A 23,992-nucleotide genomic window follows, 5' to 3' on the forward strand; every position below is an offset into this window, starting at 1 on the left:
CCGGCGGTTCGGGCGCCGCCGCTTTGCGCTGCCTCGGGGCGTCGGAGGATCGTGGCGGCCCGCGCGGGGGTTGTCAAACCGCCCCGGCCGCAACTCCCGGCAGGTCCGCCATGCGCATGGCGGGTGGACAGTGATCGCCCTTCGCAGTGCGGGCCGGCTGCACTAATCTCCTCCGCTGATTGGGATCAGGGGAGACTGGCATGGACGCGAAGCACGATCTGGTCATCCGCGGCGGCACGGTCGTCGACGGCTCGGGCGTGAAGCCCTTCGAGGCCGATGTGGCGATCGACGGCGGCGTGATCGCGGCGGTCGGCGATGTCGCCGGCCGGGGCGCGGAGGAAATCGACGCGAAGGGCCGCATCGTCACGCCCGGCTTCGTCGACATCCACACCCACTATGACGGCCAGGCGAGCTGGGACCGGCATCTCACGCCGTCGTCCATGCACGGCGTCACCACCGCCGTGATGGGCAATTGCGGGGTCGGCTCCGCGCCCTGCCGGGCCGAGGACCATGACCGGCTGATCCGCCTGATGGAGGGCGTCGAGGATATCCCCGGCGCGGTGCTGGACGAGGGCCTGCCCTGGAACTGGGAAAGCCTGCCGGAATATCTGGATGCGGTCGCATCCATCCCCCACGACATCGACTTCGCCGCTCAGGTGCCGCACGGGGCGCTGCGCGTCTACGTCATGGGCCAGCGCGGCGCCGACCGGGAGCCGGCGACGGCGGAAGACATCGCCGAAATGGCGCGGCTGGCGCGCGAGGGTGTGGAGGCCGGGGCGCTCGGCTTCTCCACCTCCCGGACGCTCAACCACCGCACCAGCGATGGCCAGCCGACGCCGACGCTGACGGCGGAAGCGGACGAACTCGTCGGCATCGCCAACAGCCTCGGCGCCGCCGGCAGGGGCGTGCTGCAGGTGGTTTCCGACCTCAAGGACCGGGAGGAGGAGTTCTCGATCTTCCGCCGTATGGTCACCGAGTCCGGCCGCCCGCTCTCGGTCTCGCTGGCGCAGAACGCCCGCGCGCCGGAGGCCTGGCGGACGACGCTGGACATGATCGGGCAGGCGGCGGCCGACGGCCTGCCCATCCGGGCGCAGGTCTGCGGCCGGCCCGTGGGCATCATCTTCGGCTTCGAGCTGACCATGAACCCGTTCTGCGACTTCCCGGCCTGGGACCGGGCGGCGGCCCTGCCGGTGGCGGAGCGGCTGAAGCTGGTGCAGACGGACGATTTCCGCCGCGAGCTGCTGGCCGGCGCGCCGGAGAAGCGCTCCGGCTTCGCCCGCCACACGCTGGCCGACTACGACAACATGTTCCCGCTGGGCGACCCGCCGGACTACGAACCGGCGCCGGACCGCTCCATCGGCGCGATGGCGGCGCGTCAGGGCGTCGACCCGGCGGCGCTGGCCTATGAGATGATGGCCGCCGATCACGGCCGGGGCATGCTCTACGTGCCGTTCCTCAACTTCGCCGGCCGCGACCTGCAGCCCAGCTTCGATATGCTGACCGATCCCAATACCGTGCCGGGCCTGGGCGACGGCGGGGCGCATGTCGGCCTGATCTGCGACGGCAGCTTTCCCACCACCATGCTGACCCACTGGACCCGCGACCGGAAACGCGGACCGAAGCTGGACCTGGAATGGGTGATCAAGGCGCAGTGCCGCGACACCGCCGAGGCGGTGGGCCTGCTGGACCGTGGTCTGCTGCGGCCCGGTTACCGCGCCGACCTCAACGTCATCGACCATGCGCGGCTGACCCTGCACCGCCCGGAAGTGCTCTACGACCTGCCGGCCGGCGGGCGGCGGCTGATGCAGCGCGCCAGCGGCTATGACGCGACCATCGTCGCGGGCCAGGTCACCTGGCGCGACGGGGAGTCCACGGGCGCCCTGCCCGGCCGCCTGATCCGCGGCGCGCAGGCCGCCCCTCTCGCAAGGAGCGCCGCCTGATGCCGTCGCGCGTGCATGTCTACTCCAAGTTCAACGACCGTATCGTAGAGCCGCTGCAGGCGGTCTTCCCCGGGGCGGAAATCATCACTCTGGACAGCGAGACCGAGTTCGCCGAGGGGCTGGGCGAGGCCGAATATCTGATGTGCCTGAAACCGCCGCGCGGCCACTGGGCGAAGGCGAAGCGGCTGAAGCTGGTGCAGAGCTTCGGCGCCGGCATCGACCATCTGGTGCCGATGGACGGTCTGCCCGACGGCGTGAAGGTCTGCAACGCCGCCGGCCTCGCCGCCGAACCCATGGGCGAATACGCCCTGACCCTGATCCTGATGTGCCTGAAGCGCGCCTGCTGGGCGGTCACCGGCCATCGCTCCGCCACCTGGCGGCAGTACATGCCGGGCTCGGCCAGCGGCGCCACGGTCTGCATCCTGGGGCTGGGCCGGATCGGCGAATCCACCGCCGCGAAATGTGCCGCGCTGGGCATGCGCGTCACCGGCACCCAGCGCCGCCCGCGCGAAGTGGCGCATGTCGACCGGATCTGGCCCGCGGAGCAGACGAAAGAGGCCGTGGCCGATGCCGATGTCGTCGTCTCCATCCTGCCGCTGGTGCCGGAGACGGAGAACCTGATCGACGAGGAACTGATGCGGGCGATGAAGCCCGGCAGCTACGTCATCAATCTGGGCCGCGGCGGGCAGGTGGACGAGGCGGCGCTGATGAAGCTGCTGGAGGAAGGTCACCTTGCTGGCGCGGCGCTCGACGTCTTCGCGCAGGAACCGCTGCCGGCCGACAGCCCGCTCTGGACGACGCCGAACCTGATCATCACGCCCCATGTCGCGGGCGGTTTCCCCGACTACATGGGCGGGATCAGCCGGCTGTTCGCCGACAACGTCGGGGCCTTCGAGGCCGGCCAGCCGCTGAAGACCGAAGTCGACCTCGCGCGCGGGTACTGAGACGGGGGCCGGGGAGGTTCAGGAGAGCTGGCGTCCTGGGGCTTGACCCCAGGACCCAGTCCTTCGGTTCGCTGGGCCCTTGGATCAAGCCTGCCCCGGACGGCGATCCGGGGTCCAAGGGCGTCAGAGGTTTGAATGGCTCGACCTGGCGCTTGTGCCGCTTCAGGCCGCCAGTTCGACGTCGGGCAGGGTCAGGCCCAGCTCCTGGCAGACTTCCGTCGCGCGGCGGACATAGTCGTCGCGCATCTCCGCATTGGTGCGCTGCTTGATCCCCCATTTGCGGAAGATCTCGTTGTTCCTCGATTTCGGCCGGCCGAAGAAGGCGGGCAGATAGGGATAATACCGGTTCACCGCGTCCTGGATGGCCGTGCGGCCTTCTTCCGTCTCCAGCATCTCCTTCGTGAAATCCTTGCCGAACTGGGCGTGAAAGCGCTCCTCCGGCATGGTCATCCGGGCGAGATTGCGCAGCGGGTGGAAGGAGCACATGGCGAGATCCTCGACCTGGATGATCTCCGCCAGATCGGCCAGCAGCTTGATGACGCAGAACTCGGCCCAGGTTTCCAGCGGGAATTCGAAGATCGAGAGCGGGCGCTTGCCGCTTTCGGGCACCATGCGCGCCGGTTCGATACCCATTTCCTCGCCCAGTTCGCGGAAGCGGACGTGATGGCCGTACTCCTCCATGGCCACCCGGCAGGTGAGCCACTTGGCGTAGGGCGTCGGCGCCAGCGCGATGGCGGGCTCGTCGAAGACGCGCGCGCCGTGCAGCTCGTTGACGGCGTGGGAGATGACGATCTTTTCCAGCGCCTCGACATATTCCGGGTCGAGCCCCTTCAGCTCGGCCGCGGTCTTGACCTGCGGGATCTCGGTCATGGCTCAGTCCTCCACGGAGATGTCATGCCCGCCTTGTGCGGGCATCCGGTTTGCGTCGAAACATCCTTCGTCGCGGCGTGGCCGGAACGGTCGTCCGGACCCCCGCACAGGGCGGGGGTGACGGCAAAGGTTACGGAAGCGATCCGGAGCCGCCGGCATCAGACGAAGGGCTCGGTATTGAACGCCTCGAGATCGGTTTCGAGGGGCGTGTAGTCGCTTTCGAAGGCCTGCGCTGCCTCGGCCAGGCTTTCGGGCGTCCAGTCGGCGTCCTCCTTCACCAGCCGGGCGACGGGTCGGGGCTGGCTGAACAGGAAGATCTCGCGGCCGCGCACGCCGAACAGCTGCCCGGAGACATCCTGCGCCGCCGGGCCGCAAAGCCAGGCGACCGCCGTGGCGACGTGCTTCGGGTCGAGTTTCAGCGCGCGTTCCTTGTAGGACGCCTGGGCGTCGTTGGCGGGCTGGATGATGTCGGTGACCCGGGTGCGGGCGAAGGGCGCGAGCGCGTTGGCGGTGATGCCGGAGCGGGCGAGGTCCATCGCCGCGACGCGGGTCAGGCCGACCAGCCCGGCCTTGGCGGAGGCGTAGGGCGACTGGCCGAAATTGCCGTAGAGCCCGGCGGTGGAGACGATGTTGACGATGCGGCCCCGGTCGTAGCTGTCGCCCCCGCCCCGGCCGGTCTTCGCGTTCTCGCGCAGGATCGGCGCGGCGGCGTTGATCAGGTAGAAGGCCGCCGACAGATTGGTGCGGATCACCGCCTCCCAGTCCGCCGGATCGGCCTTGAAGATGAAGGCGTCGCGCAGGATCGCGGCGTTGTTGACGACGATGTCGAGGCCGCCGAAGCGGTCCACGGCCATGTCGACGGCCTGCCGCGCTGCGCCGGGGCTGGCGATGGAATCGGTGAATGCGGCTGCATCGGCCCCCAGTTCGCCTGCGGCCCGGCGGGCCACGTCCGGGTCGCCGCCCTCGCCCGCGATGCCGCCGCCATGATCGGCGATCAGCACCTTCGCGCCCGCCTCGGCGAGGCCCCGCGCGATGGCGAGGCCGATGCCCCGGCCGCCGCCGGTGACGATGGCGACGCGTCCCTCCAGGCTTGCGCTCATGCCCGCTTCCTTTCCTGTTCGGCCAGTTCGCCGGCGCTGTAGAAGGCGTCGGCGTGGCAGTCGGCTTTCGCCAGGCCCATGTCGGCCAGCGCCTCGACCGAGCTCTCCACCATGACCGGCGGGCCGGCCAGATAGGCCTTCCAGCCGTCCAGCGGGAACTGCCGCATCAGGTCGGCGCGCAGCACGTCCATCATCATCCCCGTGCGCCGCGCCGTCGGGCCGGACGGCTCCGACAGGGCGAAGCTCACCGACATGTCCCCGTGCGTCCCGGCCAGCGCCATCAGTTCGTCTTCCATGTAGACGTCGCGTTCGTCGCGGACGCCGACGAAGACGCGGATCGGCTGACCCAACCCGGCATCGACCGCGCGCCTGACGATGGCGCGGATCGGGGCGAGGCCGGAGCCGCCGGCGACCGCCACGATCGGACCGGTATGCTTCTCGCGCAGATACGAGACCCCGAGCGGGCCTTCGACGCGGACCCGGTGGCCGGGCCGGAGGTCGCGGCGGACGAAGCTGCTGACCCCGCCCTCGCCCGAATCGCGGATGTGGAACTCCAGCGCCGGCTCGTCGGGACTGTTGGCCATGGAATAGTCGCGCGCCGGCCAGCCGCCCTCGAAGCGGACCGAGGCGTACTGCCCGGCGGAAAAGTCGAACGGCCCGCCGGCCAGGATCTCCAGCCGGACCCGCGCGGTGTCGTGGGTCAGGGCCTCGACGCTCTCGACGGCGCAGTCCAGCTTGCGCAGCGGATGGGCGACGGTCTCGTCCTGATCCTGCCAGGTCACCTCGGCGTCGGACCAGGGCACGGCCCGGCAGGCCAGAATCAGGCCCTGGCGCTGTTCGGCGCCGGTCAGGGCGTACTCGGAGAAGGGCGCCATCTCGACCTCGCCCGAAGCCAGCGCCGACTTGCAGGCGCCGCAGTTCCCGGACTGGCAACCGCACGGATAGGCGATGCCGTGACGAAGCGCGGCCTGGAGAATGGTCTCCCCCATGTCCACGTCGATGGTCTTCTCGACATTGGCGATGCGGACGGTGAAGGCCACGGACGCTCCCCGGGAATTATTGTTTGGTTACCCAACAATATCGTTCAAGGTGCGTTCATGATCAAGCGTCAGGAATTGAACCGGGGCATCCTGCCCTCACTCGTGGGCTACAATCTGCGTCAGGCTCAGATCGCCGTGTTCAAGGATTTCGCGGACAGCGTCGGCCGGCTGGGGATCACGCCCGGTCAATTCGGGGTGCTGGAGCTGATCGCCAACAATGAAGGGCTCAGCCAGTCGGCCCTGGCCCGGGCGCTGGACGTCGACCGCTCGACCATCGTCGGCGTGCTGGACCGCCTCCAGGAAGCGGGGCTGGTGCAGCGCCGCCCCTCCCCCCGCGACCGCCGCTCCCACGAGCTGCATCTCAGCCCGCGCGGGGCCGAACGGGTGGGCGAGGTGCGCCGCGCCATCGCCGAACATGAGGGCCACATGCTGCGCCGGCTGTCGGCCGAAGAGCGGGCGCGGCTGCTCGATCTGCTGGGCCGCATCCGTTAACGGGTTGTTCGACTTCTCAACCGACTATTGCCAGCCGTCCCGATTCCGCAACAATGCGACAGGGCGAAGGAGCTATCCCGTAGTGGAACTGCCGGAGCACAGCAGCCGTTACGTCACCGTACTGGCCGAAGGCGAGGACGCCCTGGCCCGTGCCCACGGGCATTTCGCCCCGGCCATCGAGATGTGGCGCGCGGGCGGCGGGCCGCTGCCCGACCGGCGCACGCTGGATCCGGCGCGGCTCGGCCGGCTGCTGGACAGCGTGCTGCTGCTGAAGCGCGAGGGCGAGGATCTGATCCACCGCATCGCCGGCGACGGCTTCATCGCCAGCAATGGCGACTTCAACCCCACCAGCCACGGCATCGGGGAACTGTCGGCGACGCGCCGCGTGGCCCGCGTGCTGGCGCCGGTCTATTTCGACGTGGTGCAGCGGCCCAGGCCGGTGCTGGTCGACATCGTCTACGCCGACGATGGCGAAACCCTGGCCGATGCCGAGATGCTGATGCTGCCCTATGGCGAGGGCGAGGCCGATGGCCGCCTCAGCCACGTGCTCTCGGTCTACCGCTTCCGGGAGTAGAGCGCGCGTCGTCGGAATCCGGCCCCGCACCGGTGCTACGCGCCGCGCAGGACTCGGTGATCGATTCAGGAGGTGCGCCCGGCCGGCTTCGGGCCGTCGGGGATGACGTCACGGTGGGCAACGCCTGGGCATGACTTCCGGGCGATAACGCCCCTCAGGGGCAGCCGGCTTCCGCCCAAGCCCTCAGCGCGCCGCGCGAACCGGGTCCGAAGGCGCCGTCGATCGGTCCCTTGTAGTAGCCGGCGCGCTTCAGATAGCTCTGCGCCACCGTCGCGCGGATGACGCCGCGGGAGATCAGGTCGACATTGTCCTTCACCGTGATCTCGGGCTCGCCGGCCCGGCAGGCCGCGCCCGCGCGGTTGATCAGGGCCTTGCGATGGGTCGGGTTGAGGGTGATCGCCTTGCTGAAGTCGGCCAGCGCCTCCTGGTCGCGGCCCAGCCGGGCCAGCTCCCAGCCGCGCCAGTAGAAGCTGTCGGCCAGCTTGGGCTCCTTCTTCATGGAGACCTCATAGGCCTTCATCGCCGCGTCGGTGCGGCCGAGACGCGAGAGCGCGACCGCGCGGGAAAGGTAGACGCCGTCGGTTTCGTGGCCGCGCTCCAGGGCGCGCTCGACGTCTTCGAGGGCCTCGCCGGAGCGGTTCAGTTCCATCAGGGAGACGGCGCGGCGGTGGAAGTGCAGCCCGTTGGCCGGGTCGTGGCGGGTGGCCGAGTCCAGATCCGGCAGCGCGAGGTGATAGTATTTCTTCTTGTTGTAGGCGTGGCCGCGGCTGGAATACAGCGTCGCCAGCATCACGCCCTTGTAGTCGCCCGTTTCGATCAGGGCCGTGCAGGCCTTGACCCGCGCGTCCCAGTTCTGGGACTGCTGGCAGACGTCCATGTTGGCGGCCTGCGCTGTGCCGAACCCGGCCAGCACGGCGACCGCTGCCGCGGCGAGGAAACTACGTACGTTCATCGTTGTCTGACTCCACAGGATACCGAACGCTTCTTCGGGAGCGGTTGATCGTACAGTTCGCATGCGGACCCGGCCGCCCCTGTGCGGCCGCGCCCCTCTGGTGTCCCCTCCGCCGGTCAGGCTCCGTGCAGGCCGACGATCGCGATGGACGACACGTTCTGATGCGGAAACCCGCCCAGATTATGTGTCAGACCGATGGTGGGATCGTCAAGCTGCCTCGCGCCCGCGCGGCCGAGAAGCTGATTGTACATCTCGTAGAGCATGCGCAGGCCGGACGCGCCGATCGGGTGGCCGAAGCACTTCAGGCCGCCGTCGATCTGCGCCGGCACGCCGCCATCGGCGTCGAAGAAGCCGTCGAGGAAGTCCTTCCAGGCCTCGCCCTCCTTCGAGATGAACAGGTCCTCCGCCGTCACCAGTTCGGTGATCGAGAAGCAGTCATGGCACTCGAACATCGAGACTTCCTTGCGGGGGTCCTTGATGCCGGCTTCCTGATAGGCGCGCTTCGCCGCGTGCCGCGTGGTCAGGAAATAGCTGCCGTCCCAGTCGTTGTAGCTCGCCTCCAGGCCGTTGGAGACGGCGAGCTGCAGCGCCTTGACCGAAACCATCTCGGCGCGCTTGCGGCCCAGCTTCTCGGCCATCTCGGTGGTGCAGACGATCGCCGCCGCCGCGCCGTCGGAGACGCCGCAGCAGTCGTAGAGGCCCAGCGGCTCGGCCACCATCGGCGCGTTCAGCACCGTGTCGGTGTCGACCGCCTTCTGCAGATGGGCCTTGGGGTTCTTCGCGCCGTTGGCGTGGCTCTTGACCGAGACCTGGGCCATGGCGCGCTTCAGGTCGTCGGCCGCGACGCCGTGCTTCTTGCTGTAGGCGGAGGCAAGCTGCGCGAAGGAGCCGGGCGCGGAGGCGTTGGCCCAGTACATGTTGGCGACGGGTCCGGCCATGTTCTGCGGCAGGCCGCCATAGCCGGTGTCTTTCAGCTTCTCGACGCCGCAGGCCAGCGCGATGTCGGCGGCTCCGGAGGCGACGGCATAGACCGCGCCGCGGAAGGCCTCGGTGCCCGAAGCGCAGTAGTTCTCGACCCGGGTCACCGGGATGTAGGGCAGGCGCAGCGCCGTCGCCAGCGGCAGGGCCGACTTGCCCACGTGGATCTCCTCCAGCGCGGTCGAGAACCACGCCGCCTCGATCTGATTGGTCTCGACGCCGGCGTCGGCGAGGCATTCTTCATAGGCTTCGACAATGAGGTCGTCGGCGTCGCAGTCCCAGCGCTCCCCGAACTTCGAGCAACCCATCCCCAGAATGGCGACCTTGTCGCGGATACCCGACGGCATTTGGCGTTCTCCCCAGTCAAACAGCGGCCGATGAAATTTCGTTCGCATGTGTATCATATCGCCGCGCCGGGCGGAACGGTGCATGCGTCACACGGGCTGAGAAATGATCGGGGGCCCCGCGGTGATGTTATCCCCGATGGCCGGTGGGCCACTCGGGGACCGGGCGAAGCCGAACGCCGACGTCCTTCCGTCACCCGATGCCCGCGCGCCTTCGGCGGCCGGCAGGACAACAAGGGAAACTCACTCCCCGATCAGCGCCTCCAGCGTCTCCAGGCGGTCGGCCTCCGCCGCCGGCTTGTCCCAGCGGATGCGGGCGATGCGCGGGAAGCGCATGGCGACGCCGGACTTGTGGCGCTTCGAGCGGTGGATGCCGTCGAAGGCGATCTCCAGCACCAGCTTCGCCTCGACGGCGCGGACCGGGCCGTAGCGCTCCACCGTGTGGTTGCGGACGAAGCGGTCGAGCTCGGCCAGCTCCGCGTCGGTGAAGCCGAAATAGGCCTTGCCCACGGGCACCAGCTCCGCGCCCGTCGCGCCGCCGCGCCAGGCGCCGAAGGTGAAGTCGGAGTAGAGCGAGGAGCGCTTGCCGTGGCCGCGCTGGGCGTAGAGCAGGACGCAGTCCACGGTCATCGGATCGCGCTTCCACTTGTACCAGAGGCCTTTCGGCCGGCCGGCGCGGTAGGGGCTGTCGGCGCGTTTCAGCATCACGCCCTCGATCGCCGGATGCGGCGGGTCCATGCGCCGGGCCTCCAGTTCGTCCAGGTCGCGGAAGGGCACGAGCGGCGAGAGGTCGAGGCGCGGATGCGGCCTGGCCCGCGCCCAGGCCTCCAGGCGCGTGCGCCGGTCGTCGAAGCCGAGGCCGCGCAGATCCACCGCGCCGTCGAACAGGATGTCGTAGAGCCGGACGCCCGCGGGGAAGTCGGCCATCAGCTTCTTCGTCACCGTCTTGCGGTTGAGGCGCTGCTGCAGTTCGTTGAAGCGCCCGAGGGCGCCCTCGCGCATGACCAGCAATTCCCCGTCGAGCACGCCCTCGCCTTCCAGGCTCTCCAGCAGGTCGGGGAAGGCGGCGGAGATGTCGTCGCCGGTGCGCGAGAACAGCCGCCGCTCGCCGCCGCGCAGCGCGAGCTGGACGCGGATGCCATCCCATTTCCATTCGGCCCGGAAATCGGCCGGGTCGAGCCTCGGGCGCTCGGCGTCGTCGAGCGCATGCGACAGCATCAACGGGCGGAAGACCACCGCTCCGGAGAGGTCGGGCTTGGGCGCGCGGCCCTCGATCCAGTCGAACAGCGGGCCGTAGGGCGGCGCCAGCGCGTGCCAGACCTCCTCGATCTCGGCCGTGTCCGGCGCGCCCAGCTCGGCCAGCGCCGTCCGCGCCAGCCGCGCCGACACGCCGACGCGGAGCCCGCCGGTGATCAGCTTCAGCAGCGCCCAGCGGCCATTGGCGTCGAGGCGGTCCAGCAGGTCGGCGACCAGCGCCGGCGCGTCCTTCCGCGCCGCGGCCTCCAGCCGTTCGACGGTCTCGGCCAGGCCCGGCGCGGCGTTGGGCCGGACATCCGCTTCGGGCCAGATCAGCGCCACCGTCTCGGCCAGGTCGCCGACATAGTCGTAGGACAGGCGGAACAGCTCCGGGTCGGTGCGCGCGCCGGCCAGTTCGCGCACCAGCGCCGGCTTGACCGTCTTCAGGTTCAGCTCCCCGGCCAGGGCGGCCAGCGCCACGCCCCGGTCCGGGTCGGGCGTGCGGCGCATGTAGTCCGCGATCAGCCGCAGCTTGACGTTGCGCGCGCCGACATGGCTCAGCCGGTCGAGCAGTTCGGCGAAGGCTTCCATGTCCCCGGCGCCCGTGCGGCGTCAGCGCCCGCCCGCGTAGAGCCAGTCGAACAGCGCCGCGTCGGTCCCGGTTAGCCGGCCCGTTCGCGCGATGGCCGTCGCCGCCTCGTTGCGCTTCATCGGGTCGGTGGCGTAGAGCGAGTCCCCCGGCGGTTGGGCCGTGAACTCGACGTGCAGGAATGCCGACGCCAGGGCGATGGCGATCTTGGCCTCGGGCCGCACGCCCTCGATGGCGTAGGGATTGTCGATCGAGATGTAGAACACCGTTTCCGTGCGCGTCGGGCGGTCGCCGGGGCCCAGGCCGACGGAGCGGCGCTGGTCGACGAGCTGCCCCGATTCCACGGTTTCCGTCCATGAGGCCACGAAATCCTCGGCGCTGCGCCCGCCCGACGCGCTCGCCCAGACGCGCTCGAAGAACGGCCGCCAGTCCGGGTGGCGCAGCAGGAACTCCGGATGATCGGTGAAGAACAGCAGCATTTCGGGCTGGCAGCCCGGCGCGAACTCGATCTCAGGCAGGTTCGGGGCGGCGGACCGGAGCGCGTCCTCGTAGACCCGCTTCACGTCGCCCGGCCGGATCGGCTCGTGCTCCTGGAACAGCGCCACCGAACCGACGCAGACGGGATCGTACCAGCGGTCGTAGAGGGCGATCTCCGCGCCCTCGAGCTCGGGCGGGCGCTCGCCTTCCTGCGCCGCGGCGCCGGCGGCAAGCCCCGTGGCGACAAGGCCGGCCGCGAGCAGGGCGGGCAGCCGGAACGGACGGCGGGCGGGTTCGGCGGTCACGGCGTCTCTCCTGTGTCGGCCTGGGAACTCCGTTCGAATGTGGGCGATCGCCGCCGGCCTGTCACCCCGCAAGCCCCCCGGTCCCCGGGGCCGGGCGCGGTTCAGGCGGCTTCCTCGTCCTCCTCGCGGCCGACGAGATGCAGCGCGCGGGCGTCGCGGCCGATGGAGCGGGCGTAATGGACCAGCGCGTCCTCCCGGCCATGCGTGACCCAGATCTCTGGGGCTTCGACCTCTTCGATGGTGCGGGTCAGTTCGTCCCAGTCGGCATGGTCGGAGATGATCAGCGGCAGCTCCGCGCCGCGTTGCCTGGCGCGGGCGCGGACCCGCATCCAGCCCGAGGCGACCGCGGTCACCGGGTCCGCCATGCGCCGCGACCAGCGGTCGGCGATGGCCGAGGGCGGGCAGAGCACCAGCTTGCCCCTGAGCGCCGAACGCGGCAGGCCGGCGACGGGCGCGGTCGGGCCCATGTCGATACCGAAGCGTTCGTAGAGCTTGCAGAGGTTCTGCAGCGCGCCGTGCAGATGGATGGTCTGGTCGAAGCCCGCTTCCCGGATCAGGCGGATGACCCGCTGGCACTTGCCGAGCGCGTAGACGCCCAGCAGGTGCGTGCGCTCGGGGAAGCGTTGTATGGAGGCCAGCAGCTTCGCGATCTCGTCCGCGTCGGGCGGATGGCGGAAGACCGGCAGGCCGAAGGTCGCCTCGGTGACGAAGACGTCGCAGGGCACGACCTCGAAGGCTTCGCAGGTGGGATCGCGGCGGCGCTTGTAGTCGCCGGAGACGACGATGCGCTCGCCGCCGTGCTCGATCACCGCCTGGGCGCTGCCCAGCACATGGCCCGCCGGGGCGAGGCGGAGCGTGGCGTCGCCGATGGTCAGCGTCTCGCCGAGGCGGAGCGGCTGCAGGCTGCGGCCGGCGCGCTCGCCGTAGCGCGCCTCGGCGATGGCCAGCGTCTCCGGCGTCGCCAGCACCGCCCCGTTGCCGGGACGGGCATGGTCGGCATGGCCGTGGGTGACCACGGCCCGGTCCACGGGGCGGACGGGGTCGATGTAGAAGTCGCCGGCATGGCAGTAGAGTCCCGCGGGGCGCGGCTCCAGCCAGGACCGGCGGCGGCTCAACTGAGCAGCAGCGCCGACAGCCGGCGGCGGGTCGGACGGGTCAGCGGATCCTTCGGACCCCAGGCCTCGAACAGCTGCACCAGCTTCTTGCGCGCGGCGTCCTCGTTCCACTCGCGGTCGTGCTCGAAGATGTGCAGCAGGTGCTCGACCGCTTCCTCGCGCCGGCCGGCCGACAGCAGCGCCTCGGCCAGGTCGTAGCGTACCTGCGAGTCGGACGGCTTCCCGTCCAGTTCGGCCTGCAGCCTGTCGACTTCCTCCGATCCCGCCGGGTCGCCGGTATTGCGCGCCAGATCCAGCGCCGCCTTGGCGCCGGAGATCTCGCCATGGAGGGAGATCGCCACCGGCACCTGGTCCAGCACCTCCTGGGCGGCGTCCAGTTCGCCCAGCTCGACATAGCAGCGGATCAGCCCGGCGAAGCCCTCGGGGCTTTCCGGCTGCTCCTGCAGCAGCTGCGCATAGGCGCGCGCCGCGGTGGCGAAGTCGCCTTCCTCGCGCGCGGCGTTGGCCGCTTCGATGAGCTGTTCGGCGGGGCTCGGGCCGATGCCGCCGGCGATGCGGTCGATGAACTCCCGGATCTGGCTCTCCGGCAGGGCGCCCATGAAGCCGTCCACCGGCTGGCCGTCCTGGAACGCGAACACCGCCGGGATCGACTGGATGCGCATCTGCTGGGCGATCTGCTGGTTCTCGTCGACGTTGATCTTCACCAGTTTGACCTTGCCGCCGGCCTGCTGGACCACCTTCTCCAGGATGGGCGTGAGCTGCTTGCAGGGGCCGCACCAGGGGGCCCAGAAGTCGACCAGCACCGGCTGTTCGCGCGACGCCTCGATCACGTCGGCCATGAAATTGCGGGTATCGGTGTCCTTGATCAGATCGCCGGCCGCGGGTGCCGCGCCGCTGTCGGCGCCGCCAATTATCGTTTCCATCTGCTTCGATCCCCGTGGTTCATGTCGTGTCCCGTGATGTAGAACGTCCGGAGCTTCAGGGCAATCGGGGGGGGCGCGCGCGGCCATGGCGGAGGAAAGGACGGGACGGCTGAGGTCCGGCTGGACCACCGGCGCCTGCGCGACCGCCGCGGCCAAGGCGGCCTTCACCGCGCTGCTGACCGGGCGTTTCCCCGATCCCGTGACCATCACCCTGCCGAAGGGGCAGACGCCCGCCTTCGCGCTGGCCTTGCAGGGACTTGCCGAAGGGGCCGCCAGCGCCGGGGTGATCAAGGACGCCGGCGACGACCCGGACGTCACCCACGGCGCACTGGTGATCGCGACGGTGCGCCGCCTGCCGGCCGGTTCGGGCGTCCGCTTCCGCGCCGGCGAGGGCGTCGGCACGATCACGAAGCCGGGCCTGCCGCTGCCGCCCGGGGAGCCGGCGATCAACCCCGTGCCGCGCGACATGATGCGGGCCGCCATCTTCGAGACGGCGAGCGCCCTTGGCGCGGCGGGCGACGCGGAGATCGAGATTTCCATCCCCGGCGGGGAAAAACTGGCCGAGCGCACCTGGAACGGCCGGCTGGGCATCGAGGGCGGGCTCTCCATCCTCGGCACCACGGGCATCGTCAAGCCGTTTTCCTGCGCCGCGTGGATCGCCTCCATCCACCGCGGCGTCGACGTCGCGGTGGCAAACGGCTTCGCGCACGTCGCCGCGGCCACGGGCTCGACCTCGGAAGCGGCGGTCCGCGCCCGCTACGGCCTGGACGAAAGCCATGTCCTCGACATGGGCGACTTCATCGGCGGCACGCTGAAATACCTGAAGGCCCATCCCGTGCCGCGGCTCACCATCGCCGGCGGTTTCGCCAAGCTGCTGAAATTCGCGCAAGGGGCCAACGACCTGCATTCCGGCCGCAGCCAGGTGGATTTCGCCCAGCTTGCGGCGACGCCGGGCCTGCCGGAGGCGCTGCGGGCGAAGGTCGCCGCGGCCAACACGGCCAAGCAGGCGCTGGACCTCTGCCGCGATGGCGGCTTCGATCTGGCCGGGCCGGTGGCGGAGACGGGACGGGCGCGCGCGGCGGAAATGCTGGCGGGCAGAGGGGTCCGGGTCGGCGTGATGATCGTCGACCGACAGGGCGGGATCGCCGCGCTGGCGGAAGATGCAGACGCATGAAGCGGCTCTTGTTGCTGGCCGGCACGGGGGAGGCGCGGGAAATCGCGGCGGCGCTGAAACATCGCTTCGCGGTCACCGCCTCACTGGCCGGCGCGACGGCGCGGCCGGCCGATCTCGGTGTCGCCACCCGGACGGGCGGCTTCGGCGGGGCCGAGGGGCTGCGGCGGTTCATCGAGGCCGAAGCGATCGACCTGCTGATCGACGCGACGCACCCTTTCGCCGCGCGGATGAAGGCGAATGCGGCGGCGCAGACGGCGCCGGTGCTCCATGTCATCCGCCCGCCCTGGCGGCCCGGCCCGGACGAGCGCTGGACCCTGGTCCCCGATCTGGCGGCGGCGGCCCGGGCGCTCCCGGCGGACGCCCGCGCCTTCCTGGCGCTGGGCGCGCGCCATCTCGACGCCTTCCGCGGCCACCCGGCGCACATGCTCGTGCGCAGCGTGGATGCGCCGGAAAGCACGGCGTCTTCCGCCGTTTTCCCCTCCCCCTTGATGGGGGAGGGCCGGGGTGGGGGTGAGAGACCCGGCGCCGGTGGTGTTTCCCCCCACCCGGCGCTGCGCGCCGACCTCCCCCACCAGGGGGGAGGAATGGCGACGGAGGGAGGGAGAAAGACGTCGTGCCCTTTGTGTTCATCCGGGGCGTCCCCGGCACCGTGGCGGACGAGACGGCGCTGCTGCGCAACCACCGCATCACGCATCTGGTCTGCCGCAATTCCGGCGGCGGCGCCGGGCGGGCCAAGCTGGATGCGGCGCACGCGCTCGGGATCGCGGTTATCGTGATCGGCCGCCCGCCCCGGCCTTCCGGCGAGATCGTGGAATCCCCGGAAGACGCCATCCGCTGGGCGCTCGCCCGCGCGGGCGATTGACGCTCCCGCCCCCTCGCCGCACTCTCCGGCAACGGACGATGTCACCGGGGAGGACAGCATGAACGCGGGCGGGGCCGGGCGGCCGGACTATCACGACTTCATGGCCAACTTCGATCCCGACAGCCTGGTGCGGGAGCTGGCCGGCGACATGACCGCGCTCAACGCCTGCGTCGAGTGCTGCGACCGGCACGCCGGATCCGGCCGGGTGGCGGTGAACTACGAGGGCGCGGACGGGACCAGCCGCGCCATCACCTTCGAGGAACTGCGGGACCGCTCGGCGCAGGTGGCGAGCCTGCTGGCGAAGCACGGCGTCGGCCCCGGCGACCGGGTTTCCGGCCTGCTGCCGCGCATTCCCGAACTGGTGGCGCTGGTGCTCGGCGTCTGGCGCGCGGGCGCGGTCTACCAGCCGCTGTTCACCGCCTTCGGGCCGAAGGCGATCGATCACCGCCTGAAGACGAGCGGCGCGAAGGTCGTGGTCACCGACCCGGAGAACCGGCCCAAGCTGGACGAGGTCGAGGAACGCCCCGTCATCATGACCATCGGCGGCCATGGCGGGGACGTGGACTTCAACGCCGCCGCCGACGCCGAGCCGGCCCGCTTCGAGCCGGTGATGCGCAAGGGTTCCGACGGCATGCTGCTGATGGCGACGTCGGGCACGACGGGCCTGCCCAAGGGGGTGAAGGTGCCGCTTTCGGCGCTGCCCGCCTTCGCCGCCTACATGAAGTTCGGCCTGGAGCTGCTGCCCGACGACGTGTTCTGGAACATCGCCGATCCGGGCTGGGCCTACGGCCTCTACTACGCCGTCACCGGGCCGCTGCTGCTGGGTCACCAGACGACGCTGCACGACGGCCCGTTCAGCGTCGACAGCACCGTGCGCATCGTGAAGAAGCTGGGCGTCACCAACTTCACCGGCGCGCCCACCGCCTACCGCATGATCGCCGCCGGCGGCGGCGAGGCGCTGGCGACGATGAAGGGGCAGATCCGCGTCGCCTCCAGCGCCGGGGAGCCGCTCAACCCCGAACTGATGCGCTGGTGGGAGGCCAATGTCGGCAGCCACCTGTTCGACCAGTACGGTCAGACCGAATGCGCCATGGTGCTGATGAACCATCACGGGCTCGGCCATGATGTCCATCCGGGCGCCGCCGGGTTGCCCATGCCGGGCTTCGCGCTGGCCGTGGTCGACGACGAAGGCCGCCCGGTCGAAAAGGGGCGGCATGGCATCCTGGCGGTGGACCTGAAGCGATCGCCCTACATGTTCTTCGAGGGCTATCTGGGCCGCGAGGGGCAGGACTGGGTCGGCGATTACTACCTCACCGGCGACACGGTGGAGGAGAACCAGGACGGCACCATCAGCTTCGTCGGCCGCTCCGACGACGTCATCACCTCGGCCGGTTACCGCATCGGCCCCTTCGACGTCGAAAGCGCCCTGCTGGAGCACCCGGCGGTGGCCGAGTCGGCGGTGGTCGGCAAGCCGGACCCGGAGCGCGGCGAGATCGTCAAGGCCTTCGTCATCCTGACCGCGGGCCATGACGGCACCGACGCGCTGGCCGAGGAACTGCGCCAGCACGTCCGCCAGCGCCTCGGCAAGCACGCCTATCCGCGCGAGGTCGCCTTCCCCGACAGCCTGCCCAAGACGCCGTCGGGCAAGATCCAGCGCTTCCTGCTCAGGAAGGAATAGAGCGGGGGCAGGGTCTGGTGGTGTTCTCCCTCCCCCTCAATGGGGGAGGGCCGGGGTGGGGGTGACCTTGAAACCGCCCCCCTCACAGCGTGTCACCCCCGCCTCTGTGCGGGGGTCCGGAGCGGCTTCGCCGCCTGTCCATGAATTGACCGGATGCCCGCACGAGGCGGGCATGACGACTCGCGTACCTTCCGGATCCTGGAGACGGCGGGCTGGCCGGCCCGGCCATCCCCGGCCCGCCTGCACCAGGAGCTCAGCCCGGCTTCGTCAGGCGGAAATGGCCGACGTCGATGACGCCGTGCTGGAAGCCTGCGGCGCAGTAGGCCAGGTAATAGTCCCAGAGCCGCCGGAAACGCTGATCGAAGCCCGGCATGGCCTGGATGTCCCCCCAGGCGCCGTGGAAGCGTTCGCGCCAGTCCAGCAGCGTCCGCGCGTAGCACTGGCCGAAGAAGCGTTCGGCCCGGGCCTCCAGCCCCGCCGCGCCCGCCGCGCGCACCAGACGCTCGGCGCTGGGCAGCATGCCGCCGGGAAAGACGAAGCGCTGGATGAAGTCGGCGCGGCGGCGGTAGCTCTCGAAGGCCGCCTCGTCGATGGTGATGGACTGCACCACGGCCCGCCCGCCGGGCTTCAGCCGTTCGCGGACGGTGTGGAAGAAGGCCGGCCAGTGTTCCTCGCCCACGGCCTCGAACATCTCGATGGAGACCACGCGGTCATAGGCGCCCGCGGTCTCGCGGTAATCGGTGAGGTGGAAGCTGGCGCGGTCGGCGAAGCCGCCCTCGGCCGCGCGCCGCCTGGCCCATTCGAGCTGCTCGGTGGAGAGGGTGACGCCCTCGACGGTGGCGCCGTATTCGCGCGCGGCGAACGCCGCGAAGCCGCCCCAGCCGCAGCCGATCTCGAGCACCCGGCAGCCGGGCCGGAGCTCCGCCAGCTCGGCGATGGCGCGGTACTTGGCTTCCTGCGCGCGCTCCAGACTGTTGGCGCCGTCGGCGTAGAGGGCGGCGGAATAGGTCATCGAGGGGTCGAGCCAGCGGGCGTAGAAGTCGTTGCCCAGATCATAGTGCTCGGCGATGTTGCGCCGGCTGCCGCGGCGGCTGTTGCGGCGACGGCGGTGGGCCAGCAGGTTGACCACCCGCGACAGGGCCGAGCCCTGCAGCGCGTCGTGCAGCGCCGTGCGGTTGGCCTGGATCACCCGGAACACCGCCAGCAGGTCCGGCGTCGTCCATTCGCCATCCAGAAAGGACCGGGCGACGCCGATCTCGCCGCCGAGCGCCAGCCGTCTCAGCGCCCGCCAGTCGCGGATCGCGACCTCCGCCGTCTCGCCGCCGGCGCCGCCTTCCAGCACCCGCCCGTCGGGCAGGGTCACGCGGATGCGGCCGCACTCCATGCGCGCCAGCAGCCCGGCCAGCAGCCGCGGCCAGAGCCGTCCCGCCAGCCCCGCGCCCTCGCGGCGGCCGGCGTTCCCGAGATCCAGGTCCATCGTCATCCCCGAACGGTTCCCGCCGCGCCGCCATTGCGGCCGATGAAGGGAACGCCCTTCAGCCAGAGCCGCGCCGCCTCCCAGTGAATACCGCCGATCACCTTGTAGGTCATCAGCGGATGACGCAGCGCCGCGCCGAGCAGCGCCCGGTCGGTCAATGGCCGGCGGCGGCCGGTGAAGGCCGCGCCCAGCACGGGTCCGTCGGCATCGGAATGGCGGATCACCACGGCGACGTCCTCGCCGGGCGGACGGACCTGGAAGCGGTACTGGCCTTCCATGGTCAGGAAGGGGGAGACGAGAAAGTCCTTGTCGGCGCGCTGGCGGATCAGGGCGCCTTCGCGTGCGCCATCCACGGGCAGGACATAGGCGTGGCGTTCGCCGAAGGTGTTGTGCACCTCGTAGACCGTGGCCGTCACCGCGTCCCGGCTGTCGCGGCAGAAATAGACCGTCAGCGGATTGAAGACGTAGCCCATCAGCCGCGGATAGCAGAGCATCTCGACCCTGGCCGGGCGCTCGACGCCGATCCCGGCGACGGCCCGGTCGATCCATTGGCGCAATGTGCCCTCGCGCTCCTTCGGTCCGTGATCGCGGCTCCGGATCGACATCAGACCCGCCCGGTCATGGGCGAACAGCCTGAGATCCCGGTCGAGTTCGTCCAGCCGGTCGATGTCCGCCAGCAGGGTGAAGACGCGGTAGGACAGCCGATGGCGGCGCGGTCTCAGACGCTGGTGGACCACGCGGCCTTCATATATGGCGCCGGCATCGGCCATCAGGCGGCCCGCCGCCTGGCGGCCAGCAGTTCGGGCCAGCCGGCCGGAATCTGCAGCCGGCCGGATTCGTCGTCGACCCGCCAGGGCCGCCTCAGTCCGCTCAGTCCCTCGGCCACGGCGAGGCCGGACTGGATGCCGTCTTCGTGGAAGCCGTAACCCAGATGCGCGCCGCAGAACCACAGGCCCCGCGCGCCCTGGATGTTCCAGACCATCTTCTGCATCGCCGCCGCTTCTCCGTCGAACACGGGATGATCATAGGGGAAACTGCGCAGCACCGTCCCGTCTGCCGGCTGGTCCGCAGGGTTGAGGGTGACGAACAGCTCGCGCCGCGTCGCCAGCGGCTGCAGGCGGTTCATCCAGTAGGTCACCGAGGGCGCGCGGTTGTCCGCGTCCTCGCCCAGCAGGTAGTTCCAACTCGCCCAGGCCCGCCGCCGCCGCGGCATGAAGGCCGGGTCGCTGTGCAGCACCGCCAGGTTGCGCTGGTAGCGGAAGCCGCCGAGGACGCGGCGTTCGGCGCCGTCGGCATCCTTGATCAGGCCCAGCGCCTCGTCGGCGTGGCAGGCCATGATCACCGCGTCGTGGATCTCGACGCCGTCCTGGCGGTCCTCGACGCGCACGCCCTCTGGCGTGCGGGTGATGGCCTCGACGCCGGTGTTCAGACGCACGCGATCGCGGAATCCTTCGGTCAGCGCCTCGACATAGGCCCGGCTGCCGCCGCGGACGGTGCGCCAGCGCGGCCGGTCGGCCAGGCCCAGCAGGCCGTGATTGTCCATGAAGCGGAAGAAGGCGGCGGCCGGGAAGTCCAGCATCCGCGCCGCCGGCGTCGACCAGATCGCCGCGCCCATGGGCAGCACGTGCCGGCTGACCAGTTCCGGGCCGAAGCCGTGGCGGTCCAGGAACTGGCCCAGCGTGGCCTCGCCGCCGCCGGCGAGATGGGCCCTGCCGGCGCGATGGAAGCGGCCGATGTCGCGCAGCATGCGGTAGAAGCGCGGGCTGGCGAGATTGGACGTCTGGGCGAACAGCATGGAGGGCCGGGCGGCGCCATATTCGAAGCGCCCGCCCTCGGCGGAAACCGAGAAGGACATGTCCGACGGCGCGGTGTCGACCCGGAGCATGTCGAACAGGGCGCAGAGATTGGGGTAGTTGCGGTCGTTGTAGACGATGAAGCCGGTATCGACAGGCACGGCGCTGCCGCCATCGTCGACGTCGACCGTGTTGGCGTGGCCGCCGGCGTACTCGGCGCGGTCATAGACCGTGACCCGGTAGTTGCCGGCCAGCAGCCAGGCGGCCGACAGGCCGGAGATGCCGGCGCCGACGACGGCGATGCGGGAGCCGAAAGGAAGGCCGGCGGTCATGGGGCGGACATCGTGAACAGTTTCATTTCGATCATGGCCCCACTACGTCTGCCTCTCGGCGGCGGATCACAGCGCCGCCCGGCGGTGATCCACTGGCCGCCGGGGCCGTAGAAGGGATCATGAGGGCAATGGCGACAGTGCGCAGCGACGGACCGACAGGCGCTATGGCCGCACCGGAGATCGACGGCGTCGCGCTCCTGGCGCGGGTTGCCGAGGCGCGGTGCCGGCTGAGCTTTGCCGACCTGTTCGGCCATTTCGGTCCGCGCATCAAGGGTTTCATGATGCGCTCCGGCGCATCCGAGGATCTGGCCGAGGAAGTGGTGCAGGAAACCATGGTGACCGTCTGGACCAAGGCGCATCTGTTCGATCCGGTGAAGGCCGGCGCCAGCACCTGGATCTTCACCATCGCCCGCAACAAGCGCATCGACCTGATCCGCCGCCGCAACCGCCCGGAGCCGGACCCGAACGATCCCATGTTCGTGCCCGACCCGCCGGAGAGCGGCATCGAGACGGTGACCCGCAAGCAGGACGAACGGCGCATCCGCCAGGCGATTTCCGAACTGCCGCCGGAGCAGGCGCAGATCGTGATGCTGTCCTTCTTCGAGGAGCTACCCCATTCCGCCATCGCCGAACGGCTGGACCTGCCGCTCGGCACCGTGAAATCGAGGCTGCGGCTCGCTTTCCGCAAGGTGCGTGATTCCGTGGGAGAGGATTCGTGATGTCGATCCGACACCATCCGGCCGAGACGACCCTGATCGCCTACGCCGCCGGCCATCTGGACGAGGCCCTGTCGGCCATCGTCGCCAGCCATCTGGCCGTCTGCCCGCGCTGCCGCGGGCGCAGCCGCCTGGCCGAGGGCATCGGCGGCGAGCTGCTGGACTCTGCCGAGCCCGCCGCCCTGCGCGACGATGCGCTGGACGCGGTGCTGGCCCGCATCGCCGGCGCGGGGACCGAGACCGCCGAACCGGCGCCGCGGGCCGGCCGCCACGGCGTGGCCGCGCCGCTGGGCCAGCTCCTGCCCGAACGGCTTTCGGACATCCGCTGGCGCACCGTCGGGCCCGGCATCCGCCAGGCCCGCCTGGGCGAGACGGGCCGCGACCCGGAAGGGCTGAAGCTGCTGAAGATCGCGCCGGGCCGCTCGGTGCCGCGCCATACGCACCGGGGCCACGAGATGACCCTGATCGTCTCCGGCTCCTACACCGACGAGCTCGGCCGCTTCCAGGCCGGCGACATCGCCGACCTGGACGGCGAGGTGGATCACCAGCCGGTCTCCGACACCGGCGAGGACTGCATCTGCATCATCGCCACCGACGCCCCGCTCCGCTTCGAGGGCTGGGTGCCCCGGCTGATGCAGCCCTTCGTGCGCATCTGATCCGGCCGCGGAGATCGAAACCGTTGAAGTCCTCGGGTCAAGTCCGAGGGCAACAACATTGGGTGGTTCAATCGAACAGTGGAACGCTCCGGGCCGGCGCAGTGCCGATTTCTGTTGTGCGGCGCTGATTTCGGGGTAAACGGGAACGGCGCTCTCTGATTTCGGGGCGCTTTGGGAACCCCGAGCCCATGACCGGCTACGCCAATCTGATGACCGGCGATCCCGCGCCCTGGTTCCATCAGCGCTCCTTCGCCAACCCGCGCTACGCCTTCGACACGGCGGCGGGCCGCTACATCGTGCTGTGCTTCTTCGCCTCCGCCGGCGACGACCATGCGAAGGCCGCCATTGCCGGGGTCCGCGCCCGCCCCGACCTGTTCGACGACACCATGGCCTCCTTCTTCGGCGTCAGCGCCGACCCGGCCGACGAGCGGGGCCGGCGCGTGGCCGAGAGCTATCCGGGCTATCGCTTTCTCTGGGATTTCGACGGCCTGATCGGCCGTCTCTACGGCGCGTTGCCGAAGGAGCCGGCGGCGGACACGGCCCCTGTGGTGCGCCGGCGCTGGGTCGTCCTCGACCCGACGCTGAGGGTGCTGAAGGTGCTGCCCTTCCGCGGCGACCGGGGCGACATCGCCGAACTGCTGGCCTTTCTCGACGGCCTGCCGCCGCCGTCGCGCCATGCCGGCGTGGAGCTGATGGCGCCGGTGCTGGTGCTGCCCAACGTCTTCGAACCGGCTTTCTGCGCGAAGCTCATCGGCCTCTACGAGGAGCATGGCGGCGAGGAATCGGGCTTCATGCGCGAACGCGACGGCCGCACCGTCGCCACCTACGACAACGCCCACAAGCGCCGCCGCGACCACGTGATCGAGGACGAGGCCGTGATCCAGCAGGCCCGGGCGCGGATCGCGCGCCGCGTGGTGCCAGAAATCCGCAAGATCCACCAGTTCGAGGTGACGCGGATGGAGCGCTACATCGTCGCCTGCTACGACGCCGAGGAGGGCGGACATTTCCGCGCCCACCGCGACAACACGACCCGGGGGACGGCGCACCGGCGTTTCGCCGTCTCGGTCAACCTGAATGACGGGTTCGAGGGCGGCGAGGTCGGCTTTCCCGAATACGGCCCGCGCGGCTTCCGGCCGCCGGCGGGCGGGGCGCTGGTGTTCTCGTGCTCCCTGCTGCACCGGGTCTCGACGGTGACGCGGGGCCGGCGCTACGCCTTCCTGCCCTTCCTCTATGACGACGCCGCGGCGCGCCTGCGGGAGGCCAACAGCCGCTTCCTGGAGGACGGTCAGAGCCGATACCGCGCCACCCCGGCGAGCGAGCCGGAAACCGAAGGGGCGCGTCAGGCGTAGGGCAGCTTCGCCTTGCCGGCCCCCGGCCGCCCGCCTATCTTCCGCCACACGCCGACATTCACGGACCGAGGTCAGG

Annotated in this window: 23 protein-coding genes; 10 read left to right on the top strand and 13 right to left on the bottom strand. The window is 70.5% G+C overall.

Annotated elements, in window-relative coordinates; all coding sequences use genetic code 11:
• Positions 1 to 200: 200 nt before the first annotated feature.
• Both TEF_01240 and TEF_01245 read left to right on the top strand, forming a co-directional pair.
• Positions 201 to 1,940: an amidohydrolase gene (locus TEF_01240; protein ID ANK79570.1), complete on the top strand. Its 1,740-nt coding sequence runs from the start codon at positions 201 to 203 to the stop codon at positions 1,938 to 1,940.
• On the top strand, positions 1,940 to 2,884 hold the full coding sequence (locus TEF_01245; protein ANK79571.1) for a hypothetical protein: 945 nt from the start codon (positions 1,940 to 1,942) through the stop codon (positions 2,882 to 2,884). Before TEF_01240 ends, TEF_01245 begins: the two co-directional genes overlap by 1 nt.
• A 162-nt stretch (positions 2,885 to 3,046) precedes the next feature.
• Here the strand turns inward: TEF_01245 and TEF_01250 are convergent, their stop codons facing one another.
• From TEF_01250 to TEF_01260, 3 genes are all read right to left on the bottom strand, one after another.
• Positions 3,047 to 3,670, bottom strand: coding sequence for a hypothetical protein (locus tag TEF_01250; GenBank protein ANK83200.1), 624 nt, complete (start codon positions 3,668 to 3,670; stop codon positions 3,047 to 3,049).
• A 242-nt stretch (positions 3,671 to 3,912) separates the two neighbouring features.
• Entirely contained in the window at positions 3,913 to 4,854 is a 942-nt protein-coding gene (locus tag TEF_01255; GenBank protein ANK79572.1) for a hypothetical protein, read from the bottom strand.
• The gene (locus TEF_01260) at positions 4,851 to 5,843 is read right to left on the bottom strand and encodes a hypothetical protein (GenBank protein ANK83201.1); all 993 of its coding nucleotides are present in this window, start codon (positions 5,841 to 5,843) and stop codon (positions 4,851 to 4,853) included. The genes TEF_01255 and TEF_01260 overlap by 4 nt, the downstream gene beginning before the upstream one ends.
• 108 nt (positions 5,844 to 5,951) lie before the next feature.
• Between TEF_01260 and TEF_01265 the strand changes: the two genes are divergently transcribed.
• Both TEF_01265 and TEF_01270 read left to right on the top strand, forming a co-directional pair.
• Entirely contained in the window at positions 5,952 to 6,386 is a 435-nt protein-coding gene (locus TEF_01265) for a hypothetical protein (GenBank protein ANK79573.1), read from the top strand.
• Between the two features lie 82 nt (positions 6,387 to 6,468).
• Positions 6,469 to 6,960 carry a hypothetical protein gene (locus tag TEF_01270; protein ANK79574.1) on the top strand — a complete coding sequence of 164 codons (492 nt, stop codon included), beginning with the start codon at positions 6,469 to 6,471 and terminating at the stop codon, positions 6,958 to 6,960.
• Positions 6,961 to 7,114: 154 nt separating this feature from the next.
• Here the strand turns inward: TEF_01270 and TEF_01275 are convergent, their stop codons facing one another.
• The 6 genes from TEF_01275 to TEF_01300 all read right to left on the bottom strand — a co-directional run bounded on the left by TEF_01275 (position 7,115) and on the right by TEF_01300 (position 13,879).
• Complete coding sequence (locus TEF_01275; GenBank protein ID ANK79575.1) at positions 7,115 to 7,912, bottom strand: hypothetical protein; 798 nt, start codon at positions 7,910 to 7,912, stop codon at positions 7,115 to 7,117.
• Positions 7,913 to 8,028: 116 nt separating this feature from the next.
• Positions 8,029 to 9,237: an acetyl-CoA acetyltransferase gene (locus TEF_01280; GenBank protein ANK79576.1), complete on the bottom strand. Its 1,209-nt coding sequence runs from the start codon at positions 9,235 to 9,237 to the stop codon at positions 8,029 to 8,031.
• A 240-nt stretch (positions 9,238 to 9,477) separates the two neighbouring features.
• Positions 9,478 to 11,061 carry an ATP-dependent DNA ligase gene (locus tag TEF_01285; GenBank protein ID ANK79577.1) on the bottom strand — a complete coding sequence of 528 codons (1,584 nt, stop codon included), beginning with the start codon at positions 11,059 to 11,061 and terminating at the stop codon, positions 9,478 to 9,480.
• Positions 11,062 to 11,082: 21 nt separating this feature from the next.
• Positions 11,083 to 11,841, bottom strand: coding sequence for a hypothetical protein (locus tag TEF_01290; protein ANK79578.1), 759 nt, complete (start codon positions 11,839 to 11,841; stop codon positions 11,083 to 11,085).
• A 101-nt stretch (positions 11,842 to 11,942) separates the two neighbouring features.
• Positions 11,943 to 12,956, bottom strand: coding sequence for a DNA ligase-associated DEXH box helicase (locus TEF_01295; protein ID ANK79579.1), 1,014 nt, complete (start codon positions 12,954 to 12,956; stop codon positions 11,943 to 11,945).
• Entirely contained in the window at positions 12,953 to 13,879 is a 927-nt protein-coding gene (locus tag TEF_01300; protein ID ANK79580.1) for a thioredoxin, read from the bottom strand. Before TEF_01300 ends, TEF_01295 begins: the two co-directional genes overlap by 4 nt.
• A gap of 85 nt (positions 13,880 to 13,964) precedes the next feature.
• On the opposite strand from TEF_01300, the gene TEF_01305 reads away from it, so the two are divergent.
• Positions 13,965 to 15,053, top strand: a complete 1,089-nt coding sequence (locus tag TEF_01305; protein ANK79581.1) for a cobalt-precorrin-5B (C(1))-methyltransferase — start codon at positions 13,965 to 13,967, stop codon at positions 15,051 to 15,053.
• Positions 15,054 to 15,133: 80 nt separating this feature from the next.
• On the opposite strand, the gene TEF_01310 is transcribed toward TEF_01305, so the two are convergent.
• Positions 15,134 to 15,475, bottom strand: a complete 342-nt coding sequence (locus TEF_01310) for a hypothetical protein (protein ANK79582.1) — start codon at positions 15,473 to 15,475, stop codon at positions 15,134 to 15,136.
• A gap of 200 nt (positions 15,476 to 15,675) precedes the next feature.
• Here TEF_01310 and TEF_01315 point away from each other — a divergent pair, with 200 nt between their 5' ends.
• The gene (locus TEF_01315; GenBank protein ID ANK79583.1) at positions 15,676 to 15,915 is read left to right on the top strand and encodes a hypothetical protein; all 240 of its coding nucleotides are present in this window, start codon (positions 15,676 to 15,678) and stop codon (positions 15,913 to 15,915) included.
• A gap of 58 nt (positions 15,916 to 15,973) precedes the next feature.
• Positions 15,974 to 17,593, top strand: a complete 1,620-nt coding sequence (locus TEF_01320; GenBank protein ID ANK79584.1) for an AMP-binding protein — start codon at positions 15,974 to 15,976, stop codon at positions 17,591 to 17,593.
• A 253-nt stretch (positions 17,594 to 17,846) separates the two neighbouring features.
• Here TEF_01320 and TEF_01325 read toward each other — a convergent pair whose 3' ends face one another.
• From TEF_01325 to TEF_01335, 3 genes are read right to left on the bottom strand one after another with little or no spacing between them, the layout of a single operon-like run.
• Positions 17,847 to 19,076, bottom strand: coding sequence for a hypothetical protein (locus tag TEF_01325; GenBank protein ID ANK79585.1), 1,230 nt, complete (start codon positions 19,074 to 19,076; stop codon positions 17,847 to 17,849).
• Positions 19,073 to 19,840, bottom strand: a complete 768-nt coding sequence (locus tag TEF_01330) for a hypothetical protein (GenBank protein ID ANK79586.1) — start codon at positions 19,838 to 19,840, stop codon at positions 19,073 to 19,075. Before TEF_01330 ends, TEF_01325 begins: the two co-directional genes overlap by 4 nt.
• Positions 19,840 to 21,195 carry an NAD/FAD-binding protein gene (locus tag TEF_01335; protein ID ANK79587.1) on the bottom strand — a complete coding sequence of 452 codons (1,356 nt, stop codon included), beginning with the start codon at positions 21,193 to 21,195 and terminating at the stop codon, positions 19,840 to 19,842. The genes TEF_01330 and TEF_01335 overlap by 1 nt, the downstream gene beginning before the upstream one ends.
• A 164-nt stretch (positions 21,196 to 21,359) precedes the next feature.
• Between TEF_01335 and TEF_01340 the strand changes: the two genes are divergently transcribed.
• The 3 genes from TEF_01340 (at position 21,360) to TEF_01350 (ending at position 23,916) form a co-directional block, all read left to right on the top strand.
• Complete coding sequence (locus tag TEF_01340) at positions 21,360 to 21,914, top strand: RNA polymerase subunit sigma (GenBank protein ANK79588.1); 555 nt, start codon at positions 21,360 to 21,362, stop codon at positions 21,912 to 21,914.
• Positions 21,914 to 22,567 carry a transcriptional regulator gene (locus TEF_01345; protein ID ANK79589.1) on the top strand — a complete coding sequence of 218 codons (654 nt, stop codon included), beginning with the start codon at positions 21,914 to 21,916 and terminating at the stop codon, positions 22,565 to 22,567. The genes TEF_01340 and TEF_01345 overlap by 1 nt, the downstream gene beginning before the upstream one ends.
• Positions 22,568 to 22,755: 188 nt before the next feature.
• Complete coding sequence (locus TEF_01350) at positions 22,756 to 23,916, top strand: peroxiredoxin (GenBank protein ID ANK79590.1); 1,161 nt, start codon at positions 22,756 to 22,758, stop codon at positions 23,914 to 23,916.
• The last annotated feature ends 76 nt before the right edge of the window (positions 23,917 to 23,992 follow it).

Source organism: Rhizobiales bacterium NRL2, assembly GCA_001664005.1.
Taxonomy (GTDB): Bacteria; Pseudomonadota; Alphaproteobacteria; order Minwuiales; family Minwuiaceae; genus Minwuia.

Coding starts and splice junctions, on each gene's coding strand:
- TEF_01285 (ANK79577.1), bottom strand. CDS start 11,061: ATGGAAGCCTTCGCCGAACTGCTCGACCGGCTGAGCCATGTCGGCGCG.
- TEF_01350 (ANK79590.1), top strand. CDS start 22,756: ATGACCGGCTACGCCAATCTGATGACCGGCGATCCCGCGCCCTGGTTC.
- TEF_01245 (ANK79571.1), top strand. CDS start 1,940: ATGCCGTCGCGCGTGCATGTCTACTCCAAGTTCAACGACCGTATCGTA.
- TEF_01300 (ANK79580.1), bottom strand. CDS start 13,879: ATGGAAACGATAATTGGCGGCGCCGACAGCGGCGCGGCACCCGCGGCC.
- TEF_01260 (ANK83201.1), bottom strand. CDS start 5,843: ATGGGGGAGACCATTCTCCAGGCCGCGCTTCGTCACGGCATCGCCTAT.
- TEF_01320 (ANK79584.1), top strand. CDS start 15,974: ATGAACGCGGGCGGGGCCGGGCGGCCGGACTATCACGACTTCATGGCC.
- TEF_01280 (ANK79576.1), bottom strand. CDS start 9,237: ATGCCGTCGGGTATCCGCGACAAGGTCGCCATTCTGGGGATGGGTTGC.
- TEF_01305 (ANK79581.1), top strand. CDS start 13,965: ATGGCGGAGGAAAGGACGGGACGGCTGAGGTCCGGCTGGACCACCGGC.
- TEF_01240 (ANK79570.1), top strand. CDS start 201: ATGGACGCGAAGCACGATCTGGTCATCCGCGGCGGCACGGTCGTCGAC.
- TEF_01335 (ANK79587.1), bottom strand. CDS start 21,195: ATGACCGCCGGCCTTCCTTTCGGCTCCCGCATCGCCGTCGTCGGCGCC.
- TEF_01340 (ANK79588.1), top strand. CDS start 21,360: ATGGCCGCACCGGAGATCGACGGCGTCGCGCTCCTGGCGCGGGTTGCC.
- TEF_01275 (ANK79575.1), bottom strand. CDS start 7,912: ATGAACGTACGTAGTTTCCTCGCCGCGGCAGCGGTCGCCGTGCTGGCC.
- TEF_01265 (ANK79573.1), top strand. CDS start 5,952: ATGATCAAGCGTCAGGAATTGAACCGGGGCATCCTGCCCTCACTCGTG.
- TEF_01330 (ANK79586.1), bottom strand. CDS start 19,840: ATGGCCGATGCCGGCGCCATATATGAAGGCCGCGTGGTCCACCAGCGT.
- TEF_01255 (ANK79572.1), bottom strand. CDS start 4,854: ATGAGCGCAAGCCTGGAGGGACGCGTCGCCATCGTCACCGGCGGCGGC.
- TEF_01325 (ANK79585.1), bottom strand. CDS start 19,076: ATGACGATGGACCTGGATCTCGGGAACGCCGGCCGCCGCGAGGGCGCG.
- TEF_01345 (ANK79589.1), top strand. CDS start 21,914: ATGTCGATCCGACACCATCCGGCCGAGACGACCCTGATCGCCTACGCC.